This window comes from Microbacterium sp. MEC084 (assembly GCF_004514465.2).
GTDB lineage: Bacteria > Actinomycetota > Actinomycetes > Actinomycetales > Microbacteriaceae > Microbacterium.
In genome coordinates this window covers 32,103-54,947 of sequence record NZ_MYFP02000015.1, presented here as the reverse complement: position 1 = coordinate 54,947, position 22,845 = coordinate 32,103, and the positions used below count along the sequence as shown (strand labels likewise).

The window sequence follows — 22,845 nt, the reverse complement described above, 5'->3', positions numbered from 1 at the left end:
GAAGGAGCTCGACCGGCCCTGACCGAGATGATCCGCTTCATCGACGAATATCGAGAGCGGTTCGGGGTCGAGCTCATCTGCCGGACGCTGCGCCCGGCAGTGCAGGGTTTCATCACGTCCCGCGGGTATCGCGCCGCGAAGACCCGCGTCGTCTCCGCCCGGCAGCTGCGGGACGAGCTGCTGGTGCCCGAGGTCGCCCGGCTGCATGCGGAGAACTACGGCGTCTACGGGCGGCGGAAGATGCATGCCGTCCTGAAACGTCAGGGATGGGACATCGGCCGAGACCAGACCGAACGCCTCATGCGCCTCGCGGGAGTGCGTGGGGTTCGCAAGTCGAAGAAGGCGTTCACGACCAGGCCCGACAAGGCGCAATCCCTGCCGCGGGACCTCGTCCAACGACGGTTCCGCGCAGACGCGCCGCACAGGCATGACAATGCCCTCGCCGAGGCGATCAACAACCTCTACAAGACCGAGCTGATCCGCCAGCGCGGGCCCTGGCGGACGGTCGAGCAGGTCGAGCTTGCGACGCTCGAATGGGTGTGGTGGTGGAACCACCAACGCCTCCATGGCGAGCTCGGCATGCGCACCCCGGCCGAGGTCGAGGACGCGTACTACGCTGACCTCGGATCAGCCTCCCCGGCGACCGCCGGACAGGGAAACCGATAGGAACGAAACCCAGGCCGGTTCAATGAGCGTGTTCCACGTGAAGATCGGCATGCGCCACATGGTCATCCCCGGGGCGCGCATGGTGATGATCGTGGTGATGAAGTTCATGGCGCCGAGGATCGTGCCGAAGCCCGACAGGCCCAGGCCCAGCATCCACAGATTGCCCCCCACGCCGGGGGTGAAGGTGGCGTTGGAGAGCGGCTGGTACGCGGTCCAGCCGAAGGACGCGGGCCCCGACGGCGTCAGGAAACCGCCGACCGCGACGAGCGAGCCGAACAGGAACAGCCAGAACGAGAGCGCGTTCAGCCGCGGGAACGCCACATCCGGAGCCCCGATCTGCAGCGGCATGATCGCGTTCGCGAAGCCCGCGAACAGCGGCGTCGCGAACATCAGCAGCATGATCGTGCCGTGCATTGTAAACAGCTGGTTGTACTGCTCCTTGGTGGGGACCACCTGCATGCCCGGCTGGAAGAGTTCGGCGCGGATGAGCAGCGCCATCACCCCGCCGAGCAGGAAGAACAGCAGCGCCGCGACCAGGTACATGTAGCCGATCGTCTTGTGGTCGGTGGAGGTGATCCACCGGAGGAAGATGTTGCCCTTCTGCTCGGTGCGAGAGGCGCTCAGCAGCTCCGCCTGCCGGGGCGGAAGCACCGCCGCCCCCGCGCGTCCCGCCTGCCCCGCGCTGCCTTCTGCTGCGCTCACTCCGGCCTCCTCGGTCTCCCTCGAGCGATCCCGTCCCGCGGCCCGTCGCATGCGCGCGGCGACCCGGCTGGCGGCACGGTAGGACTGGCCGCGCGGCCAGCACATCCGCTTGCGTCGCCGCCCGCGGAGGCGTACAAGCCGCACCCGGCGAGCATCCCGTGGGCCCTCCGGCCCGGGCGACCTCGTTCGGTGGGAAACGGCGCACCGGAGTGGGCGATTTGCTGGCATCCTGAGCGGGCCGCGCGGGACGTCGGCGACCGACGTCCCGCGCGTTCGGCGCGGAGCAGGAGGCGGGATCGCCCGCACCCCATGCCGCGAAACGCGCGGGTAACCACGACCTCATCTGGGTCCCGGCCGTTTGTGCAGATAGCCGACGGGCGCGTCGACATTCCGGCGCCTGCACAGTATTCGAAAGCCTGCGCGGGCTCCAGAATGTGTCGCACGCGGCTTCACGGGGCGTTCCCCGTGCGTCCGCGATTCACACCGCCGGTACCCGCCGGCGGTGGACCCCATCCCATGTCCGAGCCGGGCCCGGCGACTAGATCGCGGCTCGGTCCCGGCGGACACAACGGAGGTACCCGTGACTCTCAATATCACCGGAAGCAACGACGACGTCGAGGCGACGGATGCTCTTGCCCGAGAAGGCAACGACGAAGACCAGATGAAGAAGGGACCGCTGCTGCTGGCCTGGTACGGCACGGCGAGCGCCTTCTTCTTCGTGTACATCGGCGCGGCCATGGCGCTCGCCTACGGCACCGTGCAGGCCCTCATCGGCCTGGTGCTGACCATCATCGCGTACGGCCTGATCAACGCCGTGCTGTCGAAGTACGCCATCAACAACCGCACCACCGTGGCGGAGTTCTCCCGCTCGATCCTGGGGCGAGCGGGTTCGTCCATCGCGACCCTGATCTTCGCCCTGATCGCGATCTATTACGCGGTGTTCGAGGGATCCATCGTGGTCTACGCGTTCGCGGCCGCCTTCGGCGGTCCGCTGTGGCTGTGGAGCCTGATCGTCGTGATCTACTCCACGCCGCTCGTGATCGGCGGCGTCCGTCGCTTCCTCGACAAGCTCAACGGGTGGCTGATGCCGCTCTACATCGGCGGGCTCATCGCGGCGGTCATCTGGGCCGGCGCCGTGTACGGCTTCAGCGACACGTGGCTGACACAGGCCCCCGAGGCGCCGGCCATCCTCGCCAGCGGCGGTCCGGGGTGGCTCGCCACCTTCGCCGGGTACATGGGCATCTGGATCATGATGATGTTCACGATGGACTACGCGGCGCTCGGCAAGCGCAAGGACGTGCGTTTCCACCAGACGCTCACGTTCGGCCCGCTCTTCTACGTGCTGGCCTACGGCTTCTCCGCGTTCGTCGGCATCTTCCTCACCTTCACGATCCCCGGCATCGAGGTCTCCGAGACCGGGCTCGCCGGCGGGGTCGTGAGCCTGATGGGGATCCTGGGCCTCATCGTGATCATCGCGTCGCAGACGCGCATCAACACGGCGAACTACTACCTCAGCTCCGCGAACCTGAAGGCGTTCGGCGAGCGCGTGCTGAAGATCCGGATCCCCAACATCGCCTGGGTGCTGATCTCCTCGGTGATCATCTTCCTGTGCATGCTGCTCCCCATCGTGCAGTACCTGCTCATCGCGCTCGCCTGGCAGGGCGTGCTGGTGACGGCCTGGGTGGCGATCGCGCTGGTGCACATCCTGCTGAACCGCGGTCAGAACGGCGAGCACGCCGCGATCGGCGATCACCACTACCGGACCTTCAACGCGAACGGCCTGATCGCGTGGATCGTCGCGACGGCCGTCGGCCTGGTGATGCTCCAGCTCGGCGTGATCAACCCGGACCTCGGCGGCATCGGCTCCACGTGGGGTCCGATCCTTACGGCGGTGCTGGGCGGGGCGATCTACGCCATCCTCTGGCGCGTGAACCCGAACAGCCGCACCGGCCTGACCAAGGCGGTCCGCTCGTAACCACGGGCGCGCCGCACGCGGGCGGGCCGTCGGGGGAAGACCCCGGCGGCCCGCCTCGCGTTGCGCGGGCAAGGGCCGCGCCGGACTCAATACGGCTCGAGGTCGACGAGCCTCAGGGCCATCAGGCAGGTGGACTTCCCCTCGAGGGTCTCGAGCGACACGCCCAGGACCTCCTCGATGCGTCGCAGTCGGTAGCTCAGCGAGTTCCGGTGGATGAAGAGCTCCTCGCAGGTCTTCGACGCCTGGGCGTTGTGACGGATCCACGCCCGCAGCGTCGGCAACAGCTCGCTGCTGCGCTGATCGTCGTGCTCGAACAGCGGCGCCAGGAAGCGCTCCGCCGACTCCCGCGCCCCGCGGCCGGCGGCCGCCGCGACGACGGCGCTCAGGCCCAGGGCCGGCGCGATCACCTGCACCGGCGTGTGGTTGACGAGATCGAGCGCGTGGACGAGCGCGATGCGCAGCTCGTCGATGGTGTACACGGGTCCGCGATACACCAGCGGCAGCGCGGGCGTGAACCGCATCAGCGCCTCCGCGGCCGCGGGGAACCCGTCGCGGGGGAACTGCGCGATCGCGATCATCCGGTCGTCGATCTCGGCGACCCGGACGTTGTGGAAGGCGCGGTGCAGCGCGTCGCGGAGCTTCCACGCGGAGGCGGCGTGGTCGCCGCTCATGTCCGCGACGGCGAGCGCGGTCTCGGCCTGCCGGCTGAGGCCGAGCTCGTGGAAGGCGTTCGCGACGTCGCTGCGGGTGGACTCCGACCAGCCCACGCAGCGGTTCACGAAGCGGAGCATGTCCTGGTGGCTGCTGGCGTCCACGGCGACGGCGCGGTTGAGCTGCAGGGCGAGGATCGAGCTGACGGGGGCGAGGAGCGTCTGCAGCTCGCGCGCCGACTGGTGGACGCGCACGGAGAGCTGGCACGGGTTGCTCAGACCCATCGGCAGGTTCACGTTCAGCACCTCCGGCCCTGAGGGGCGCGCCGCGCCCGTGCGCCACGTCGCGGTCTCCGGGTATTGCGCGATGAGCGAGTCGAACGCGTCGTAGACGGCGAGCGGCTCGTCGATGGAGGCGTGGATGGCGGCCAGGAGCGTGGTGATCTCGGCCCCCTGGCTGGCCAGCCGGGCGCATTCGTCCGCGATCAGCCAGCTCCGGTCATACTGCTCGAGCCGTTCCGCCTGCAGCCACTCCTCGACGAACTGGTCGATCTTGTGCAGCGGGACCGTGGGGGGGACCTCCAGCAGCGGGACGTCGTACGCGGTGCACGCGTTCACGAGCCCGCGCGGCATCTCCCGGTGCGCCGCTCCGACGGAGAACGCGACGGCCGAGACCGGCACGCGCGCCAGGCGCTCGACGTACCCGTCCCAGATGCTCTGCTCGGTGAAGTTCATCCCGATGCCCGACGTCAGCAGCAGCACGTTCTCGTCCAGGAAGGGCGTGGGGTCGAGGTGCTCCATGGGCGCGCAGCGCGCCACCTCCTGCTGGAGGCGCTTCGTCCCGGTGGGCGTCTCGAGGCGAAGCTGGAGCGACGGGTCGGTCAACAGGTCTGCGACATGCATGCTTTCCTCCTTGCTTGCGCACAAAGACATGCGCGACCCTTTTGCGTTTGCACAATCACCTGAACTCGAGTCGGAGCGTAGCTTATGAGCATGACAGCACAGCGCAGCGGAGACATCTCCCTGAACTCGGACATGGGCGAGGCCTTCGGCCTCCACACCTTCGGCAACGACGCCAACCTGATGTCGATCATCGACGTCGCGAATGTGGCATGCGGTTTTCACTCGGGTGATCCGCAGACGCTCGAGGCGACCGTCGCGCTCGCCAAGGCGAACGGGGTCCGCGTGGGAGCACACCCCGGACTGCCCGACCTGGTCGGCTTCGGGCGCCGCGAGATGAAGCTGACGCCCGAGGAGGTCGAGAGCCTCATCCGGTACCAGGTCGGCGCCCTGAGCGGCTTCCTGAAGAAGTACGACCTGCCGCTGAACCACATCAAGCCCCACGGCGCCCTCTACGGCATGCTGGCCCGCGACGCGGAGCTCATGGCCGGGGCCACGCGCGTGGCGGCGGACTACGGCGTGCCGATCTTCGGCATCGCCGGATCCGCCCACCAGCGGGTGAGCGAGCGCGAGGGCGTCGAGTTCGTGGGTGAGCTGTACGTCGACCTCGACTACAACGCCGACGGCGGCCTCATCATCCTGCGCCAGCCCCACGCGACGGATCCGGCGGCGGCGGCGGAGCGCACCCGCCGCGCCCTCGAGACGGGCTCGATCCTGTCGGTCGACGGCACCGAGATCCCGCTGCGCTTCGGCAGCGTCTGCGTGCACTCCGACACGCCCAACGCGGTGGAGGTCGCCGAGGCCGTCCGCGGGGCGCTCGCAGAGTAGCGGCGCCAGGCAACCAGCAACCAGACCCCCTAACCCATTGGAGAACACGCACGTGAGCGCACAGGTAATCGCCCCCCTGCCCGGCATCTTCTACCGCCGGCCGGCCCCCGACAAGGCGCCGTTCGTCGAGGTCGGCGACGCCGTCGAGGCGGGGCAGACCATCGGCATCGTCGAGATCATGAAGCAGTTCAGCGAAGTCCGCACCGAGGTGGCGGGAGTCATCACCTCGTTCGAGGTCGAGGACAACGGAACCGTCGGTCCCGGCGACGTCATCGCCACGATCGACTGACCAGCGTCCGGCAGAAGGAGCACCAGAGGTGAAGAAACTGCTCATCGCCAATCGCGGCGAGATAGCAATCCGCGTCATCCGCACGGCGAAGGAAATGGGAATCGCCACGGTCGCGGTGGTGAGCGAGGCGGATCGCGGGTCGAACGTCGAGCGCATCGCGGACGAGACCCACGTGATCGGCCCGGCGCCGGCCGGGTTGAGCTACCTGAACCAGGACGCGATCCTGCACGCCGCCGCCGTGAGCGGCGCCGACGCGATCCACCCGGGCTACGGCTTCCTCTCCGAGAACGCCGGATTCGCGCGACGGGTCCAAGAGGCCGGGCTGATCTGGGTCGGGCCAAGTCCCGAGTCGATCGAGCTGATGGGCGACAAGTCCCGCGCGCGCGAGGCCGCGAGCGCGGCCGGCGTGCCGGTCCTCGCGGGCACCGAGGGTTCGCTGGACACCGACGGCGACATCGAGGCGGTGGCCGACAGCATCGGCTACCCGCTCGTGGTCAAGGCGTCGGCGGGCGGCGGCGGGCGCGGCATCCGGCGCATCGACTCGCGCGAGGACGTCCGCGGCACCGTGGAGGTGGCGCAGGCCGAGGCTCTCGCGGCGTTCGGGTCCAGCGACGTGTACTTCGAGCGCTTCGTGACCCGCGCCCGGCACGTCGAGGTCCAGCTCCTGGGCGACGGCGAGACGTGGTTGCACCTGGGCGACCGCGACTGCTCCATGCAGCGCCGGCAGCAGAAGGTGATCGAGGAGGCCCCCGCGCCGGGTCTGCCCGACGAGCTGCGCGAGCGCATGCGCGCCTCGTCGGTGGAGCTGGCTCGCCAGGCGAAGTACATCGGCGCGGGCACCGTCGAGTTCCTCTACGACCCGGAGCGCCAGGAGGTCGCGTTCATCGAGATGAACACGCGCCTGCAGGTCGAGCATCCGATCAGCGAGGCGATCACCGGGATCGACCTGGTGCGCGAGCAGCTCCGCGTGGCCTCGGGCGAGAAGCTCGGGTACACGCAGGAGGACATCCGCTTCGACGGGCACGCGTTCGAGTTCCGCATCAACGCGGAGGATCCGGCGAACAACTTCATGCCCAGTCCCGGCCTGATCGAGAGCCTCCAGCTCTCGGGCGGCCCCGGCGTGCGGGCCGACTTCGGCTTCTCCGCGGGCCAGACCGTGATGCCGTTCTACGACTCCCTGCTCGGGAAGGTGATCGTGTGGGGTCCGGACCGGGCCCAGGCCCGGGCGCGGGCGGCACGCGCCCTCGGCGAGACCGAGATCTCCGGCATCAAGACCACCGTGCCCCTGATGCGACGCCTCGTGGAGCTCGAGGACTTCGCCGCCGCCGAGCACTACACGACCTACATCGAGTCCGTACCCGGCCTGTTGGGAGCAGACGCATGACACTTCCGGACCGCGCCCGCTACACGTGGGGAGGCGACGAGTTCCTGCTCATCGAGATCTCCCCGGACATGAGCCTGGAGGCGAACTTCGTCGCCACCGCCATGGCGCACGGGCTCGAGGAGGCGGCGCTGAACGGCATCGTCGACATCTGCCCCGCGAACGCGTCCCTGCTCATCCGCTTCAACCCGGACGAGCTCGCCTCCGCCGACCTGGAGGCCAAGGCGCGCGAACTCGAGACCGAGGTCCGCCGCGCGGCGGTGCAGGCGCTCGAGACGCGGATCATCGAGGTGCCCGTCTGGTACGACGACCCGTACACGCGAGAGGTCGCCGCGCGGTTCCGCGAGGGCTACCACCAGAACCCGAACGGCTCGGACCTGGACTACGCGGCCGAGGTCAACGGCCTGGCGGACGCGGCCGAGTTCATCCGGCGCCACCACGAGACGCCGTGGCTGGTCTCGATGGTGGGCTTCGTGGCGGGCCTGCCGTTCCTGTTCCAGCTGGCGCCGCGCGAGCGGCAGCTCGAGGTGCCGAAGTACCTGAGCCCGCGCACCGACACGCCCGCGCTCACGATCGGCTACGGCGGCTGCTTCACCGCGCACTACTCGGTGCGCGGCGCGGGCGGCTACCAGATGCTCGGCATCACGCCGACCCCCATCTACGACCCCGAGCAGCGGCTCGAGGACTTCTCGGACTTCATGGTGCTGTTCCGCACGGGCGACATCGTCAAGTACCGCCCGGTCGACGAGGCCGAGTACCGCCGGATCGAAGCCGAGGTCGCCGCCGGGACGTATCGCTACAAGCAGGCGCCCGTCACCTTCACGCTGGCCGACGCGCTGGCCGACCCCGCCGGGTACAACACCACCCTTCTGGAGGCCCTGGATGTCGCTTGAGATTCTCACCCCGGGACTGGCGACCACGGTGCAGGACCGCGGCCGCTTCGGCTACTACCGCTTCGGGATCCCCCAGGGCGGCGCCATGGACCAGTACGCGGCCGCCCTCGCGAACCGCCTCGTCGGCAACACCGACAAAGAGGCGGTGCTGGAGTGCACCTACCTGGGTCCCAAGCTCCGCGTGGACGCGGGCACCGTGCTCGCCGTGACGGGCTCCCCCGTCGACGTGCTCGTCAACGGGGAGCGACGGGCCGGATACACCCGGCTCGAGCTCGCCGCGGGCGATGAGGTGTCCTTCGGCGTGCTGAAGGGCGGCGCGAAGTACTTCATCGCCGTGGCCGGCGGCATCGACGTGCCCGAGGTGCTCGGGTCGCGCTCCACGTACCCGATCGGCCGCCTGGGCGGCGTCCAGGGGCGCGCCGTGCAGGCCGGTGACACGCTGCCCGTCGGTGCGCCGCCGCAGGCCACGCTGCCGCGCATGGAGGAGGTCCCCGAAGACCTGCTGCCCGACTACGGGCGCGAGTTCACCGTGCGGATCATGCTGGGCCTGTACGACCACAAGCTCACCGAGCAGGGGCTGCGCAACCTCACCGAGGCCGAATGGACCCTGACGCCCGTGGCAGACCGCATGGGGCTGCGCTTCGACGGCCCGGGTGCCGAGTGGAAGCAGGAGGAGCAGCCCTTCGGCGCGGGCCAGGACCCCTCCAACATCACGGATGCCGGCTACGCGGTCGGCTCGATCCAGATCCCCGGCGGCACGCAGCCCATCGTCCTGCACTGCGACGCGGTGTCCGGCGGCGGCTACGCGCAGGCCGCGACCGTCATCAGCGCGGACATGGACCTGTTCGCCCGGATGGGCCCGGGCGCGAAGGTCCGATTCGTCCCGGTCACGATGGAGCAGGCACTCGACGCTCGCGCGGAGCGCAAGGCCCGCTTCGCGCGCGTCTGGTCGTAGGGAAGGGAGCGGGCGATGCCCCTCGTCACCGTGAAGCTGTTCGAACACCGCCTCCAGCAGGACCCCGAGCTCGCCCGGCGGCTCGCGGTGGCCATCGACGAGGTCGTGGCGGAGCACTGCACCGCGCCAGGCGGGCGCCGGCCCGACACCTGGGTCACGGTCGAGGGCATCCCCCGCGAGCAGTGGACCTTCAACGGGGAGACCCGGTAGGAGACGCGGGTGGGGTGGCGCCGGACGGCGCCACCCCGCCCGGTACCGGCGGCACCCCTGGGCAGCCGGTCAGGACGCCGTCATCGCCGCGGCACCGATCGCGTCCGAAAGCCGGGCGGCGACGTCGAGGGCCAGGAGGTCCTCGCCGTGACGAGCGACGATCTGCACGCCGATCGGGAGGCCGGCGGGCCCGAACGCGACGGGTACCGTCACGACGGGGTTGCCCAGCATTGACCACGGCCGGCAGAACAGCGGGTCGCCGGTGCCGTCCTCCGCGAACGGCGCCTCACCGATGACGGCGGGCGCGACGAGCACATCGACGACCTCGAACAGCGCGCTCGTCGCGGTGCGGACCCGGTCGGCGACGCGCACGGCGGCGCGATACGCGCCGGGCGCCGTCCGCAGACCCTCCCCCAGGCGCTCCCGCAGCTGATCGGTGAGCATCTCCGGATGTGCGCGATACTCCGGCAGCAGGGCGTGGCTGGTGTCGGTCATGGCGATCAGGTCGTGTGCGGAGACGATGTCGTCGAAGGCCGGGGGCAGCTCGACGGCGGCGGCGCCGAGCGCGGCAGCGGCCGACTCGGTCGCGGCGCGGCTGGCCGGTTCCGCCTGCGCCCACCAGGGGGTGCGCACGAATCCGATCCGCGCGCCGGCGGCCCCCGCCGCGCGGGGCCCGCGCACCCCGGGGGACGCGTGCAGCACGCGCCACGCCAGCGCCAGGCCCGCGGCGTGGGAGGCGAAGATCCCCATGGTGTCCAGACGGGCGCTCGTGCGCTTGAAGCCGGTCAGGTCGAGGGCGCCATGGGTCGCCTTGATCGCGGCGACGCCGCAGAACGACGCGGGTCGGATGGTGGACCCCACCGTCTGCGTGCCGAGCGCGAGCGGCACCATCCGGGCCGCCACGGCGGCGGCCGATCCGCTGGACGAGGCACCCGCGGTGCGCGCGAGATCGTGCGGGTTCCGCGTCGGAGTGGGAGACCAGGACGCGAACTCGGTGGTGACCGTCTTGCCGACCATCACTGCGCCGGCGTCGCGCAGCCGCTGGACGGCCGCGGCATCGACCGTCGGTCGATGACCCGCGTAGATCCGGCTGCCGTAGGTCGTGGGCAGGGAGGCCGTGTCGATGATGTCCTTCAGCGCAACGGGGACGCCGTGGAGCGGCCCCCGCTCGCTCACCGGTGTCCGGTCGAGGTCGCGCGCCGCGGCGATCGCGCCCTCGTAGTCGACGTGCACCCACGCGCGGATCTCCTCGTCTCGCTCCGCGATGGTGTCCAGGCAGTGACGCATCACCTCTTCCGCGCCGAGCTCTCCCGCGCGCAGCCTGCGCGCCAGATCGTGAAGCGGCAGCCGCAGCGGCTGCTCCGAGTCGTTCGTCGTCATGGTGATCCCTTCCGGGCGAAGGGGGACCACCATCTACTGCAAGAGGTCGCGAGCGTCAGGCGGGTTCGCACCGGCACGTGACACCGTGATCGCGGCGGCGCGCGCGGCCATGCTCAGATGCGGCTCGAGCGCGCCCGGCGGGAACGCGACACGCCCCGCCGCGCCGAGGAGCGACGCCGCATGGAGGCTCCCGAGCAGTGCGGACATGAACGAGTCTCCGGCGCCGACCGTGTCGACCACAGAAGTGGCGACCGGCGCCACGTCGCGGGAGCCGTCCCGCGTCATCGCGATCGCGCCGTGCGCGCCACGCGTCACCACCACAAGCGGCGCGCCGGTCTCCACGAGGCGGGCGGCGACGGCGTCCGCCCCCTCGCCCGGATACAGCCACTCCCGATCCTCGTCGCTCATCTTGACGATGTCGGCAAGCCGGGCGAGCCTCTCGAACCTGTCGACGACGGCGGCGTGGTCGGCCAGCAGCGCCGGCCGGATGTTCGGATCGAGGCTGATGGTGCTGCGTTCGCGCGCCTGCGAGAGCATGGCGCGGACGGCATCCGCGCCCGGGGGCATGAACGCGGCGATGGGCGTCACTTGGCGTCGCTGATCGGGCGCACCACATCGAAGAGCGTGTGCAGGGCGGATTCAACTGGTTACAACACATGATCCGCGCGCGACTGCCGACGAGCCCCCTCGGGCGCGTCGCCGGTCGAGGCAATCCAATGTTCGCGCAAGGGTGTCGATCGAATTCTTCGCACCACCGCCTTCCTCGAGGCGGGAGACTACCGACTGGGTGGTGTTCATCCGCGCGGCGAGCTCGCGCTAGCTCAAGCCTCCCGCGGCGCGGAGGTGTGGTCCTAGCCGCCGCCCGTGCCCGGACCCGGGGCGCACGGCCGATTCACGCGCAGTCAGATCCGCGTGTTTCCGGGCCTCACGAGACGCACCGCAGCCAACACCAATCACTACCATTAGAGACTGATCTACTACCATCCGTTGAGGTCGTCGCGGATGCTGCCGATCGCTCTGCGTAGATGACCGCGCTGTCGCGTAATCCAAGTCTGATCAGGGATATCCTGCGCACTTGCGAGGAGGGGTTCCGCAAGACCTATGTCTCGCTGAAGCCCTTTGGAAATTGTGGAGCCTAGGAGATTCGAACTCCTGACATCCTGCTTGCAAAGCAGGCGCTCTACCAACTGAGCTAAGGCCCCCGAGGGAATGTCCTCGACGAGTCTACAGGGCCGAGGATCGCGCCCCTCGCGGCCGGCTGTCAGGAACCGGCGCCCGGCGCTCCCGTTGTCCGGGACGGTGCGGGGTGGGATGATCCGCTCATGTACAGACGCCGCATCGGGGCGGTCGTGCTCGCCGTCGTCGCGATGGCCTTCACGACGGGAATCGTCGGCGCGAGCGCGGAGGCCGACGACGGGGGCGACCTCATGCCGTTCCTCGCGCGGTGGGGTGGCGACTGGGGCACCCCGCATCTGACCATCTCGGGCGGCGGGAGCGTGAGCGGCTCAGACGGCTGCAACGGCATCTGGACCGACGTGACCCGGCTCGAGGGCGATCGGCTGATGACGGATCGCGGCTGGGGGCAGACCCTGAGAGCCTGCGTGAACGACCCGGACGTCCTGCGTTCGATCCCCTCGTCGCTCGCCGTGGAGGACGGGGAGCTCGTCCTCTATGACGAGGACGACGTCGTGATCGCCCGCCTGAGCCGCTCCGTCCCGCCGCTCCGCGTCAGCGTGCTCGGCGAGTGGCGCGCGGACGGGGACGGACCGTGGATCAGGTTGCACGCCGACGGCTCGGTGGAGGGGTACGACGGCTGCAGCTGGTTCGCCGGGACGGACGGATCCGCCAAAGGCGACGTGTACCGCTTCCCCGCCGAGCTGTCGTACACCGAGGCGGCCTGTCCCCCCGAGGCCAGGGAGTGGACCCGCGTCCCCTACGAGGCGCGCGTCTGGGACGGCGTGCTCGAGGTGTTCGACGCGGTCGGCGTCCACCTGACGACCCTGCCGCGCGGCCGCTGACACCCGGGAACGAGAAAAGCCTCCGCGTCTGCGAAGGCTCTCGATGGTGGGGGTACCAGGACTTGAACCTGGGACCTCTTCATTATCAGTGAAGCGCTCTAACCGCCTGAGCTATACCCCCAGTTGGGCGTCGGACTCGCGTCCTCAACCTCAGAGACTTTACCCGATCCGCGCGGCGAGCGCCAATCGGGGCCGGTCCCGCGTGTGTCAGTTCGAGGTGAACCCGACGAGCAGCCCGCCCGTGACCTTCACGGCCAGGTTGTAGATGCCGGCGATCACGGCGCCGAGCACCGTGACGACGACCAGGTTCAGGATCGCGACGATCGTCGCGAACGCCATCACCTGCGGCAGGCCGATGAACTGGGTGATCGACAGGCTGCCGTCCGTGAAGCTCTGGAAGAACTCGTCCATCTGGGCGATGAGGCCCGTCGTCTGCACGACCATGTAGATCAGGAAGAACGACACGATCGTCACGATCGCGAGGGCCACGGCCGCCAGAAACGACAGCTTCACGGCCGACCAGAAGTCGACGTAGACCAGCCGCAGGCGCACCTGCTTGGCGTTCGTCTTGTGCGTGGACTTCTTGGCGAGCTTGTCGGCTACCGTGCTCATGCGTCTGTGTCGTCTCCGGTCGTCTGGGCGGCGGACGGGTCCTCGATCTCGGTCTCGTCCTCGGCCGCCACGCCGCGCTCGCTGTTGCGGGCGATGGCGAGGATGCGGTCGTCCTTGTCCGGACGCGCGAACAGCACGCCCATGGTGTCGCGGCCCTTGGCGGGGACCTCGGCAACGGCCGAGCGTACCACCTTGCCCTTGGCGAGGACCACGAGCACCTCGTCGTCCTCCGAGACGATCAGGCCGCCGGCGAGACCGCCCCGCTCGTCCGACAGCTTCGCGACCTTGATGCCCAGGCCGCCGCGGCCCTGGACGCGGTACTCGCTGACGTGCGTGCGCTTGGCGTAGCCGCCCTCGGTCACGACGAACACGAAGCCCTCGTCGCGGACGACCGACGCCGACAGCAGCGAGTCGTCCCCGCGGAACGACATGCCCTTCACGCCGCTGGTCGAGCGGCCCATGGGGCGCAGCGCCTCGTCCGTCGCCGAGAACCGCAGCGACATTCCGCGACGGCTGATCATCAGGATGTCGTCGGTCGAGTCCACCAGCAGCGCGCTGACAAGCTCGTCGTCCTCGCGCAGCTTGATCGCGATGATGCCGCCCTGGCGGTTGGTGTCGTACTCGACGAGGCGGGTCTTCTTGACGAGGCCGCTGCGCGTGGCGAGCACGAGGTACTCGGCCGCCGCGTAGTCCTTGAGCTCGATGATCTGCGCGATCTGCTCGTCCGGCTGCAGCGCCAGCAGGTTCGCGACGTGCATGCCCTTCGCGTCGCGGCCGGCCTCGGGCAGCTCGTACGTCTTGGTGCGGTAGACGCGACCCTTGGTCGTGAAGAACAGCAGCCAGTGGTGGGTCGTGGTGACGAAGAAGTGCTCGACCACGTCGTCGGCGCGCAACTGCGCACCCCGCACGCCCTTGCCGCCGCGGCGCTGGGAGCGGTAGTTGTCGCTGCGCGTGCGCTTGACATAGCCCTCGCGCGTGACCGTGACGACCATGTCCTCTTCGGCGATGAGGTCCTCCATGGACACGTCGCCGTCGAAGCCGTGCAGGATGTGCGTGCGACGCTCGTCGCCGAAGCGGTCGACGATCTCGGTCAGCTCCGCGCGGATCAGCTCGCGCTGGCGCATCTCGTCGGCGATGATCGCCTTGAAGTCGGCGATCTTCGCCTCGAGCTCCGCGGCCTCGTCGATGATCTTCTGCCGCTCGAGGGCCGCGAGGCGGCGCAGCTGCATCGACAGGATCGCGTCGGCCTGGATCTCGTCGATGCTCAGCAGGTCCATCAGGCCCGCGCGCGCCTCGTCGACCGTGGGCGAACGGCGGATGAGCGCGATGACCTCGTCGAGCGCGTCGAGCGCCGCGAGGTAGCCGCGCAGGATGTGCATGCGCTTCTCGGCCTCGCGCAGGCGGAACTGCGTGCGCCGGACGATGACGTCGAGCTGGTGCGCGATCCAGTACTGGATGAAGCCGTCGAGCGACAGGGTGCGCGGCACGCCGTCGACGATCGCGAGCATGTTGGCGCCGAAGTTGGTCTGCAGCTCGGTGTGCTTGTAGAGGTTGTTGAGCACGACCTTCGCGACCGCGTCGCGCTTGAGCACGACCACGAGGCGCTGGCCGGTGCGGCCCGAGGTCTCGTCGCGGATGTCCGCGATGCCGGTGACCTTGCCCTCGCGCGCGAGCTCGCCGATCTTGACCGCGAGGTTGTCGGGGTTGACCTGGTACGGCAGCTCGGTGATCACGAGGCACGTGCGGCCCTGGATCTCCTCGATCTCCACGACGGCGCGCATCGTGATCGAGCCGCGGCCGGTCCGGTACGCCTCGTGGATGCCCTTGGTGCCCAGGATCTGCGCGCCGGTCGGGAAGTCGGGGCCCGGGATGCGCTTCATCAGGCCCTCGAGCAGCTCCTCGCGCGGCAGCTCCGGGTGCGCGAGCGCGAACAGCGCGCCGTCGGCGACCTCGCGGAGGTTGTGCGGCGGGATGTTCGTGGCCATGCCGACCGCGATGCCGACCGAGCCGTTGACCAGCAGGTTGGGGAAGCGCGCCGGCAGGACCGCCGGCTCCTGCGTCTCGCCGTCGTAGTTGTCGTGGAAGTCGACCGTGTCCTGCTCGATGTCGCGCACCATCTCGAGCGCGAGCGCGGCCATCTTGGTCTCGGTGTACCGCGGGGCGGCGGCGCCCTGGTTGCCGGGCGAGCCGAAGTTGCCCTGGCCCTGCGCGAGCGGGTAGCGCAGCGACCACGGCTGCACGAGGCGGACGAGGGCGTCGTAGATCGCCGAGTCGCCGTGCGGGTGGTACTGACCCATGACCTCGCCGACGACGCGGGCGCACTTGGAGAACTTCTTGTCGGGGCGGTAGCCGCCGTCGTACATCGCGTACACGACGCGGCGGTGCACGGGCTTCAGGCCGTCGCGCACGTCGGGCAGCGCGCGCCCGACGATGACGCTCATCGCGTAGTCGAGGTAGCTGCGCTGCATCTCCGACTGGAGGTCGACCTGGTCGATGCGGCCGTGGTTGTGCGCGGCGGTGATGTCGGGGCGCTCTTCGTTGTCTGCCATGTGTCTTTCGATTCAGCTCTCGATGATCCGGATGCGCGGGGCGCGGATCAGATGTCGAGGAAGCGGACGTCCTTCGCGTTGCGCTGGATGAACGAGCGGCGGGACTCGACGTCCTCGCCCATGAGCACGGAGAAGATCTCGTCGGCCGCGGCGGCGTCGTCGATCGTCACCTGGCGCAGCGTGCGCGTCTCGGGGTTCATCGTGGTGTCCCACAGCTCGTGGTCGTTCATCTCGCCGAGACCCTTGTAGCGCTGGATGCCGGCCTCCTTGGGGATGCGCTTGCCGGCGGCCGCGCCCTCCTTCAGGAGCGCGTCGCGCTCGCGGTCGCTGTAGACGTACTCGTGCGGCGCGTTCGACCACTTCAGGCGGTACAGCGGCGGCATCGCGAGGTACACGAAACCGGCCTCGACCAGGCCGCGCATGTAGCGGAACAGCAGCGTCAGCAGCAGCGTCGTGATGTGCTGGCCGTCGACGTCGGCATCGGTCATCAGCACGATCTTGTGGTAGCGCGCCTTCTCGATGTCGAACTCCGGCCCGATGCCCGTGCCGAAGGCCTGGATCATCGCCTGGACTTCCTTGTTGCCCAGCGCCTTGTCGATGCGCGCGCGCTCGACGTTCAGGATCTTGCCGCGCAGCGCGAGGATCGCCTGCGTGTGCGGGTCGCGGCCGCCGACGGCGGAGCCGCCGGCCGAGTCGCCCTCGACGAGGAAGATCTCGCTGATCGACGGGTCCTTGGACGTGCAGTCCTTGAGCTTGTCGGGCATCGCGGCCGACTCGAACACGCTCTTGCGGCGCGCGGTCTCGCGCGCCTTGCGCGCGGCGAGGCGCGCGGTCGCGGCGTCGATCGCCTTGCGCACGATGTTCTTCGCCTGCGCGGGGTTGCGCTCGAACCAGTCGCCCAGCTGATCACCCACGACCTTCTGCACGAACGCCTTGGCCTCCGTGTTGCCGAGCTTGGTCTTCGTCTGACCCTCGAACTGCGGCTCCGACAGCTTCACGGAGATGACGGCGGTCAGGCCCTCGCGCACGTCGTCGCCCGTGAGGTTGTCCTCCTTCTCCTTGAGGAGGTTGTTGGCGCGCGCGTACTTGTTGACGAGCGTCGTCAGCGCCGCGCGGAAGCCCTCCTCGTGCGTGCCGCCCTCGTGGGTGTTGATCATGTTCGCGTACGTGAACACGTTCTCGCTGTACGAGGTGGTCCACTGCATCGCGACCTCGACCGACATCCGGCCGTCGGCCTGCTCCTGCTCGAGGACGATGATGTCCTCGTTCACGCGCTCGGCCTTGCGCACCTTGTTGAGGTACTCGACGTAGTCGACCAGGCCGCGCTCGTAGTGGAAGACGTTGTGGCGCTTGACCATCTCGGTCGAGCCGTCCTCGCGCGCGACCTCCTCCTCGGAGTCGGCGCGCTCGTCGTACAGCTCGATGCGCAGGCCCTTGTTGAGGAACGCGGTCTGCTGGAAGCGCGTGCGCAGCGTCTCGTAGTCGAAGTCGACGGTCTCGGTGAAGATCGCGGGGTCCGGCCAGAAGGTGATCGTGGTGCCGGTCTCGTCGGTCGCCTCGCCCTTGTCGATCGGGGCGAGCGGCACGCCGCCGTTCTGGAACGACTGGCGCCACACGTGACCCTGGCGCTTCACGACCGCGTCGAGGCGCGTGGACAGCGCGTTCACGACGGACGAGCCGACGCCGTGCAGACCGCCCGAGACGGCGTAGCCGCCGCCGCCGAACTTGCCGCCGGCGTGCAGCACCGTGAGCACGACCTCGAGCGTGGACTTGCCCTCGGTCTTGTGCATGTCGACGGGGATGCCGCGGCCGTTGTCGACGACGCGCAGGCCGCCGTCCTCCAGCAGCGTGACGATGATCGTGTCGCAGTGTCCGGCGAGGTGCTCGTCGACCGAGTTGTCGACGATCTCGTACACCAGGTGGTGCAGACCGCGCGGCCCGGTCGAGCCGATGTACATGCCGGGGCGCTTGCGCACGGCCTCGAGACCCTCGAGGACCTGGATGGCGTCTGCGCCGTACTCCCCTCCGACCTTCTTGCCGTCGATCTGGGCGGAGCCGGTCGATCCTGCGGGATCCGTCGGTGCGCCCGTCTCGTTCTGAGGCGTCTCGTCCTGAGGGTTGTCGGTCGTCATCTAGGTGGCGCTCCACATCTGTTCCGGGTGCCCTGCCATCCTACCAAGCGGGACCCCTCCGACCGGCCTTGACGGGCCCTCAGACGCGAGAAAAACCACCCGGACACCCCGGGAGGTGTCTCACCCGTAGGTATCGCGCGGACCACGCCCTGGAATCGATCTGCGACCCCATTTCCAGGTGGGGACGTCGGGCCCCACGAAACGCACGGAGTCGACACCGGCCTCCGGATACCTCGTGACGATCTGGGTCAGGATGTGCGCCCGCATGTACGACAGGTTCTTGGCCCAGGCCGTCGAGTCGCACTGGATGGTGAGCATGCCCCCCTCCAGCGAGACCGGGCTGGAGTGCTGCGCGGTCTCCGCGCCGGCGACGTCCTCCCACTGGCGCACCAGGTCCTCGCGGGCCAGCTGCGGGGCCCATCCGTTCGCCTTGGTGAGCCCGTCGAGCGCGTCGCCGATGGATCCGGGATCCCGCCCGGGCGTGAACGGCTGGTTCTCGTCGTCCTCGGAGCCGCGGCGCCGGCGCTTGCGCCACTGCGCCCGCTTGCTCGGCTCCATCCCGCGCAGCCGCAGGTAGGTCGCGAGGGTCTCGGGCAGCTCGTCGCTCATCGTCCCTCCACGGGAGCCTCGAGCGGATGCTCGCTGAGCGGGCCCAGGACGCGGCCGGCCTCGATGCGGACCGCGTTGGCGCGCAGCGCCTCGGGCACATCGCCCGCGACGGCCGCCGTGACGACGACCTGCTCGTACCCTGCGACGACGCCGGCGAGGCGCGCGCGGCGATCGGCGTCGAGCTCGGCGAACACGTCGTCGAGGATCAGCACGGGGTCGCCGCCGGGCGACTCGGCCCGCAGCAGCTCGGCGGACGCCAGCCGGAGCGCGAGGGCGACCGACCACGACTCCCCATGCGACGCGTACCCCTTCACGGGCAGCCCGCGCACCCGCAGGATGAGGTCGTCCCGGTGCGGGCCCACGAGCGTGAGACCGCGGTCGAGCTCGGCGGCGCGCTTCGCCTGCAGCGCCGCGCGGAACAGCTCGGCGGTCGCGCCGGCGGTCGGCTCGTCGACGGACTCTCCCTCCTCGGGGTCCCCGCCCCGCACCGACAGCGCCCATTCCAGCTGCGGGCGGTGATCCTCTCCCGCGATCGCCGCGTACGCCTCCGCGACGGGAGCCGCGAGGTCCTGCGCGAGCCGGATGCGCGCGTCGATGATCTCCGAGCCGAGGGCGACGAGCTTGTCGTCCCACACGTCGAGCGTCGGCAGCTGCGCGCTGCGCAGCCCGCGGGCCCGGGCGGACTTCAGCAGCGCGGTGCGCTGCCGCAGGGTCCGGTCGTAGTCGGCGAGCACGGCCGACATCCGCGGGGTGCGCTGCACGAGCAGCTGGTCCGCGAAGCGCCGGCGCGACGACGGGTCGCCGCGCACGATCTGGAGGTCCTCGGGCGCGAACAGCACGACCTGCGCGTAGCGCGGCAGCTCGTTCGTCCGCACGGGCGATCCGCCGATCCGCGCCTTGTTCGAGCCCTGCTTGTTGAGCTGGAGCTCGAGCGTCACACGGCGCTCGCCGTGCGCGAGCCGAGCCCGCACGAACGCGGCGTCGAAACCCTCCCGCACGAGCGGCGCGTCGGCGGACACCCGGTGCGAGCCGAGCGTCGCGAGGTACGCGATCGCCTCGGCCAGGTTCGTCTTCCCCTGCCCGTTGCGCCCGACGAGCACATTCGCCCCGGGCCGGAGCTCGAGCTCGGCTTCCGCATAGTTGCGGAAGTCCTTCAGGCTCAAGTGCTCCACGTGCATTGTTCGACCCTAACGACGTGATCCGACAGAGGTCTGGGGAGGCCGCTGCCCGATTTCGACTCGCTTCGCTCGCTCAATCCGTTTCGACTCGGCTTCGCCTCGCTCAACGACCGGGAATGCGCCCCGCCCACGGGCTCTACCGTCGTGCGAGCGAAGCGAGCGTGGAGCGAAGCGACTGCCGACCACCTCCAGAACGCGACGTCCGCCCCGGATGGAGCGAAGCGACAGCCCGCGATCGCGAGTCCCGGCGCGGAGCGTCGGGCGAGCGATCGCGCAGTCTCCATGCACTACCCCGCGAAGCGGGAGAACAAGATCAGCGCAGAAGAAGGTTCGGCTGGAGGAGGTACTTGAAGCTGTCGCTGCCGGCCTGGTCGACCGAGGTCTGGCTCGTGATCAGCACGGGGCTGAGCTTGTTGGCGTTGTCGCTCGACGTGAACGTGATGCGCACGAACTCGCTGCGCACGGCGGCGAGCGACTCGAGCAGGTACTGGGGGTTGAGGCCGAGCGTGACGTCCTCGCCCTGCAGGTGGGCGTCGACCGACTCCGAGGCTCGCGCCTGGTCGCCGCCGGAGGCGTCCATCGTGACGGACGACGTGGTGAACGTGAAGCGCAGCGGCGCCGAGCGGTCGAGCACGAGCGCGACGCGGCGCACGGCCTCGGTCAGCTCGCTCGTGCTGACGACCGCGTAGTGCTCGGTCTGCTCGGGGAACAGGCGGCGCACCGGCGGGAAGTTGCCCTTGATGAGCAGCGACGTCACGGTCTTGTTGCCGGCCGTGAACGCGATGATCTCGCGGTCGCCCGATCCCGAGAACGCGATCGAGATGTTGCCGCCGTGCGAGAAGGTCTTGCCGACCTCCTGGAGCGTGCGGGCCGGGACGAGCGCGTGGGCCTCCTGCTGCCCGCCGTCCCAGTCGATGTCGCGCAGCGCCACGCGGTAGCGGTCGGTGGCGACGAGGCTGAGCTGCTGGCCGCTGACCTCGAGCTGCACGCCGGTGAGGACCGGGGTCACGTCGTCGCGCGAGGCCGCGAACGCGACCTGCGAGATCGCGGTCGCGAAGTCGTCGGCCGGCACGAGCCCGGACTCGCCCGTGACCTCGGGGATCGCGGGGTATTCCTCGACGGGCATCGAGGCGAGCGCGAAGCGCGCCGAGCCGCAGGTGAGGGCGATGTTGCCGTCGTCCTCGGTGGTCATCTGGATGGGCGCGTTCGGCAGGCGGCTCGCGATGTCGGACAGCAGCCGGCCGTGCACGAGGATCGTGCCGGGCTCGTCGACCGTCGCCTCGATCGTGGTGCGCGCCGAGGCCTCGTAGTCGAAGGCCGACAGCGCGAGGGCGCCGTCCTCGGTCGCCTCGATCAGCACACCGGCCAGGATCGGCTGGGGATTGCGCTGGGGAAGCAGCTTGACGACGAACGACACTGCCTCACTGAAGACGTCACGGTTGACGTGGAACTTCACTTAGCGCTCCCTCGATGACTGCACACCCCACGGACCGTGGGCCTCCCATGCTAGTGCCCACGCCGGATCCTTGTGTTTTCCCCGTTCGAGCCCGAGAAGGTCATCGCATGGACCCGATGAGAAGAGATCTCTGTAGTCGTGTTAACAGCTGTGGAAAATGTGGATAAGTCTGTGGATCCCGCTCGTCCGTTGGGAACTACACGCCTGTGAGATGTGGATCGGCTGCGGAGGGATGGGGGACGACGTCGCGTCCCGGTCGACCGCCGCACACCGCGATTCCACATCCGGTCCGCGTGTCGTTCACATGGCTCAGGGCGTGTCTGAACAGTTATCCACAAGTTTTCCACACTGGGGAGAACCCTTATAGAGGGTGCCCGGAACGGCTATCAAGGACGGATCGGGGCATACGTCGTCATACGGGGAGCGTGCCCGAAGCGGTATGCCGGACGGCCGGCGCGGGCCGTCCGGATGCTGTCCGGTTGGCGGCGCCGGGTCAGCCGGCGGGTGCGGCGATCACCCGGATGGGAGCGCTCCGCTCCCAGGCCCGCACGTCCTCGAGCGCATCCGAGTAATAGAGGGCGTACTGCTCTCGCGTCACATAGCCGATGTGCGGCGTCAGGAGCGTGCGCGGGGCCCTCAGGAGCGGGTGCCCGGGCGGGAGCGGCTCGTCGTCGAACACGTCGAGCGCCGCTCCCCCGAGTGCTCCGGACGCGAGGGCCGCGATCAGGGCATCGGTGTCGACCAGCCCGGCACGTGCCGTGTTGACCAGCAGCCCGTCCGGTCCGAGCGCGGCCAGCTCGGGCTCGCCGACGATGTGCCGCGTGCGGTCGGACATCCGCAGATGCAGCGTGGCGATGTCGGACCGCTCGAACAGGTCGGCCTTCGAGACGAGCTCGGCGCCGGCCTCCGCCGCGCGCTCATGCGTGAGGTTCTCGCTCCAGGCCAGCACCCGCATGTCGAACGCGCGGGCGTACCGTGCCATCCGCGTGCCGATCTTCCCCAGCCCGACGATGCCGAGCGTGCGCCCCGCCAGCTCGGACCCCACGCCGGTCTGCCAGCGGCCGTCGCGCAGGGCCCGCTGCTGGCCGGGGATGTCGCGGACGGCGCTCATCAGCAGGGCCCAGGAGAGCTCAGGGGCGGCCGCCGCCGACGCCCGCGTGCCGCACACCGTGATGCCGAGCCGGGCCGCCGCCGCGGTGTCGATCGACGCGTTCGCGGGGCCCGTCGTGATCAGCAGCCTCAGGCCTGGGAGGCGCTCCAGCACGCGCGCCGGGAAGGCCGTCCGCTCGCGCATCGCGACCACGGCCGTGTCGTGCGCGAGCGCCGCGACCAGCGCATCCTCATCCGGATGCGGATCGCGCAGCGCCCGCACGTCCCACCCGTCCAGCTCATGCCAGGGCGCGCAGCCGAGCGCGACCCCCTGATAGTCGTCGAGCAGCGTCAGGGAGGGCATGCGTGGGAG

General features: G+C 69.7%; 19 protein-coding genes, 2 tRNA genes and 1 pseudogene. 9 read left to right on the top strand and 13 right to left on the bottom strand.

Annotated elements, in window-relative coordinates; genetic code table 11:
- The coding region (locus B5M43_RS11890; protein WP_230668008.1) for an IS3 family transposase at positions 1–666 on the top strand (666 nt) is incomplete at its 5' end.
- A 21-nt stretch (positions 667–687) separates the two neighbouring features.
- On the opposite strand, the pseudogene B5M43_RS11885 reads toward B5M43_RS11890, so the two are convergent.
- A pseudogene (locus B5M43_RS11885) lies at positions 688–1,419 on the bottom strand (cbb3-type cytochrome c oxidase subunit I); the annotation flags it as partial.
- A 529-nt stretch (positions 1,420–1,948) separates the two neighbouring features.
- Between B5M43_RS11885 and B5M43_RS11880 the strand changes: the two are divergent.
- Positions 1,949–3,343: a cytosine permease gene (locus B5M43_RS11880; RefSeq protein WP_134746430.1), complete on the top strand. Its 1,395-nt coding sequence runs from the start codon at positions 1,949–1,951 to the stop codon at positions 3,341–3,343.
- An 86-nt stretch (positions 3,344–3,429) separates the two neighbouring features.
- On the opposite strand, the gene B5M43_RS11875 is transcribed toward B5M43_RS11880, so the two are convergent.
- Entirely contained in the window at positions 3,430–4,896 is a 1,467-nt protein-coding gene (locus B5M43_RS11875) for a helix-turn-helix domain-containing protein (RefSeq protein ID WP_167626799.1), read from the bottom strand.
- Positions 4,897–4,986: 90 nt separating this feature from the next.
- Here B5M43_RS11875 and pxpA point away from each other — a divergent pair, with 90 nt between their 5' ends.
- The 6 genes from pxpA to B5M43_RS11845 are packed head-to-tail and all read left to right on the top strand — an operon-like array spanning position 4,987 to position 9,449.
- Positions 4,987–5,721: a 5-oxoprolinase subunit PxpA gene (gene pxpA, locus B5M43_RS11870; RefSeq protein WP_230668007.1), complete on the top strand. Its 735-nt coding sequence runs from the start codon at positions 4,987–4,989 to the stop codon at positions 5,719–5,721.
- Between the two features lie 52 nt (positions 5,722–5,773).
- Positions 5,774–6,010 carry an acetyl-CoA carboxylase gene (locus tag B5M43_RS11865; protein ID WP_055988582.1) on the top strand — a complete coding sequence of 79 codons (237 nt, stop codon included), beginning with the start codon at positions 5,774–5,776 and terminating at the stop codon, positions 6,008–6,010.
- 28 nt (positions 6,011–6,038) lie between these two features.
- Positions 6,039–7,394: an acetyl/propionyl/methylcrotonyl-CoA carboxylase subunit alpha gene (locus tag B5M43_RS11860; protein ID WP_134746425.1), complete on the top strand. Its 1,356-nt coding sequence runs from the start codon at positions 6,039–6,041 to the stop codon at positions 7,392–7,394.
- On the top strand, positions 7,391–8,284 hold the full coding sequence (locus B5M43_RS11855) for an allophanate hydrolase subunit 1 (protein ID WP_134746423.1): 894 nt from the start codon (positions 7,391–7,393) through the stop codon (positions 8,282–8,284). The genes B5M43_RS11860 and B5M43_RS11855 overlap by 4 nt, the downstream gene beginning before the upstream one ends.
- Positions 8,274–9,239, top strand: coding sequence for a biotin-dependent carboxyltransferase family protein (locus tag B5M43_RS11850; RefSeq protein ID WP_134746421.1), 966 nt, complete (start codon positions 8,274–8,276; stop codon positions 9,237–9,239). Before B5M43_RS11855 ends, B5M43_RS11850 begins: the two co-directional genes overlap by 11 nt.
- A gap of 15 nt (positions 9,240–9,254) precedes the next feature.
- On the top strand, positions 9,255–9,449 hold the full coding sequence (locus B5M43_RS11845; protein WP_055988591.1) for a tautomerase family protein: 195 nt from the start codon (positions 9,255–9,257) through the stop codon (positions 9,447–9,449).
- Between the two features lie 69 nt (positions 9,450–9,518).
- Here B5M43_RS11845 and B5M43_RS11840 read toward each other — a convergent pair whose 3' ends face one another.
- The 3 genes from B5M43_RS11840 to B5M43_RS11830 all read right to left on the bottom strand — a co-directional run bounded on the left by B5M43_RS11840 (position 9,519) and on the right by B5M43_RS11830 (position 12,031).
- Positions 9,519–10,829 carry an amidase gene (locus B5M43_RS11840; RefSeq protein ID WP_167626798.1) on the bottom strand — a complete coding sequence of 437 codons (1,311 nt, stop codon included), beginning with the start codon at positions 10,827–10,829 and terminating at the stop codon, positions 9,519–9,521.
- Between the two features lie 33 nt (positions 10,830–10,862).
- Positions 10,863–11,396 carry a PfkB family carbohydrate kinase gene (locus tag B5M43_RS11835; RefSeq protein WP_268993360.1) on the bottom strand — a complete coding sequence of 178 codons (534 nt, stop codon included), beginning with the start codon at positions 11,394–11,396 and terminating at the stop codon, positions 10,863–10,865.
- Positions 11,397–11,958: 562 nt separating this feature from the next.
- Positions 11,959–12,031, bottom strand: a tRNA-Ala gene (locus B5M43_RS11830).
- Positions 12,032–12,151: 120 nt separating this feature from the next.
- Between B5M43_RS11830 and B5M43_RS11825 the strand changes: the two genes are divergently transcribed.
- The gene (locus B5M43_RS11825; RefSeq protein ID WP_134746416.1) at positions 12,152–12,847 is read left to right on the top strand and encodes a hypothetical protein; all 696 of its coding nucleotides are present in this window, start codon (positions 12,152–12,154) and stop codon (positions 12,845–12,847) included.
- Positions 12,848–12,891: 44 nt separating this feature from the next.
- On the opposite strand, the gene B5M43_RS11820 is transcribed toward B5M43_RS11825, so the two are convergent.
- From B5M43_RS11820 to B5M43_RS11785, 8 genes are all read right to left on the bottom strand, one after another.
- Positions 12,892–12,968, bottom strand: a tRNA-Ile gene (locus B5M43_RS11820).
- An 86-nt stretch (positions 12,969–13,054) separates the two neighbouring features.
- Positions 13,055–13,459, bottom strand: a complete 405-nt coding sequence (locus B5M43_RS11815) for a DUF3566 domain-containing protein (RefSeq protein WP_055988776.1) — start codon at positions 13,457–13,459, stop codon at positions 13,055–13,057.
- On the bottom strand, positions 13,456–16,008 hold the full coding sequence (gene gyrA, locus B5M43_RS11810; RefSeq protein ID WP_134746414.1) for a DNA gyrase subunit A: 2,553 nt from the start codon (positions 16,006–16,008) through the stop codon (positions 13,456–13,458). The genes B5M43_RS11815 and gyrA overlap by 4 nt, the downstream gene beginning before the upstream one ends.
- Positions 16,009–16,055: 47 nt before the next feature.
- Positions 16,056–18,140: a DNA topoisomerase (ATP-hydrolyzing) subunit B gene (gene gyrB / locus B5M43_RS11805; protein WP_082542948.1), complete on the bottom strand. Its 2,085-nt coding sequence runs from the start codon at positions 18,138–18,140 to the stop codon at positions 16,056–16,058.
- Between the two features lie 120 nt (positions 18,141–18,260).
- Complete coding sequence (locus B5M43_RS11800) at positions 18,261–18,749, bottom strand: DUF721 domain-containing protein (RefSeq protein ID WP_055988774.1); 489 nt, start codon at positions 18,747–18,749, stop codon at positions 18,261–18,263.
- Complete coding sequence (gene recF, locus B5M43_RS11795) at positions 18,746–19,927, bottom strand: DNA replication/repair protein RecF (RefSeq protein WP_055988773.1); 1,182 nt, start codon at positions 19,925–19,927, stop codon at positions 18,746–18,748. The genes B5M43_RS11800 and recF overlap by 4 nt, the downstream gene beginning before the upstream one ends.
- Before the next feature lie 313 nt (positions 19,928–20,240).
- A complete protein-coding gene (gene dnaN, locus B5M43_RS11790; RefSeq protein ID WP_055988772.1) occupies positions 20,241–21,383 on the bottom strand; it encodes a DNA polymerase III subunit beta in 1,143 nt (380 codons plus the stop codon).
- 493 nt (positions 21,384–21,876) lie between these two features.
- The gene (locus tag B5M43_RS11785) at positions 21,877–22,836 is read right to left on the bottom strand and encodes a D-2-hydroxyacid dehydrogenase family protein (protein WP_055988771.1); all 960 of its coding nucleotides are present in this window, start codon (positions 22,834–22,836) and stop codon (positions 21,877–21,879) included.
- Positions 22,837–22,845: the final 9 nt, after the last annotated feature.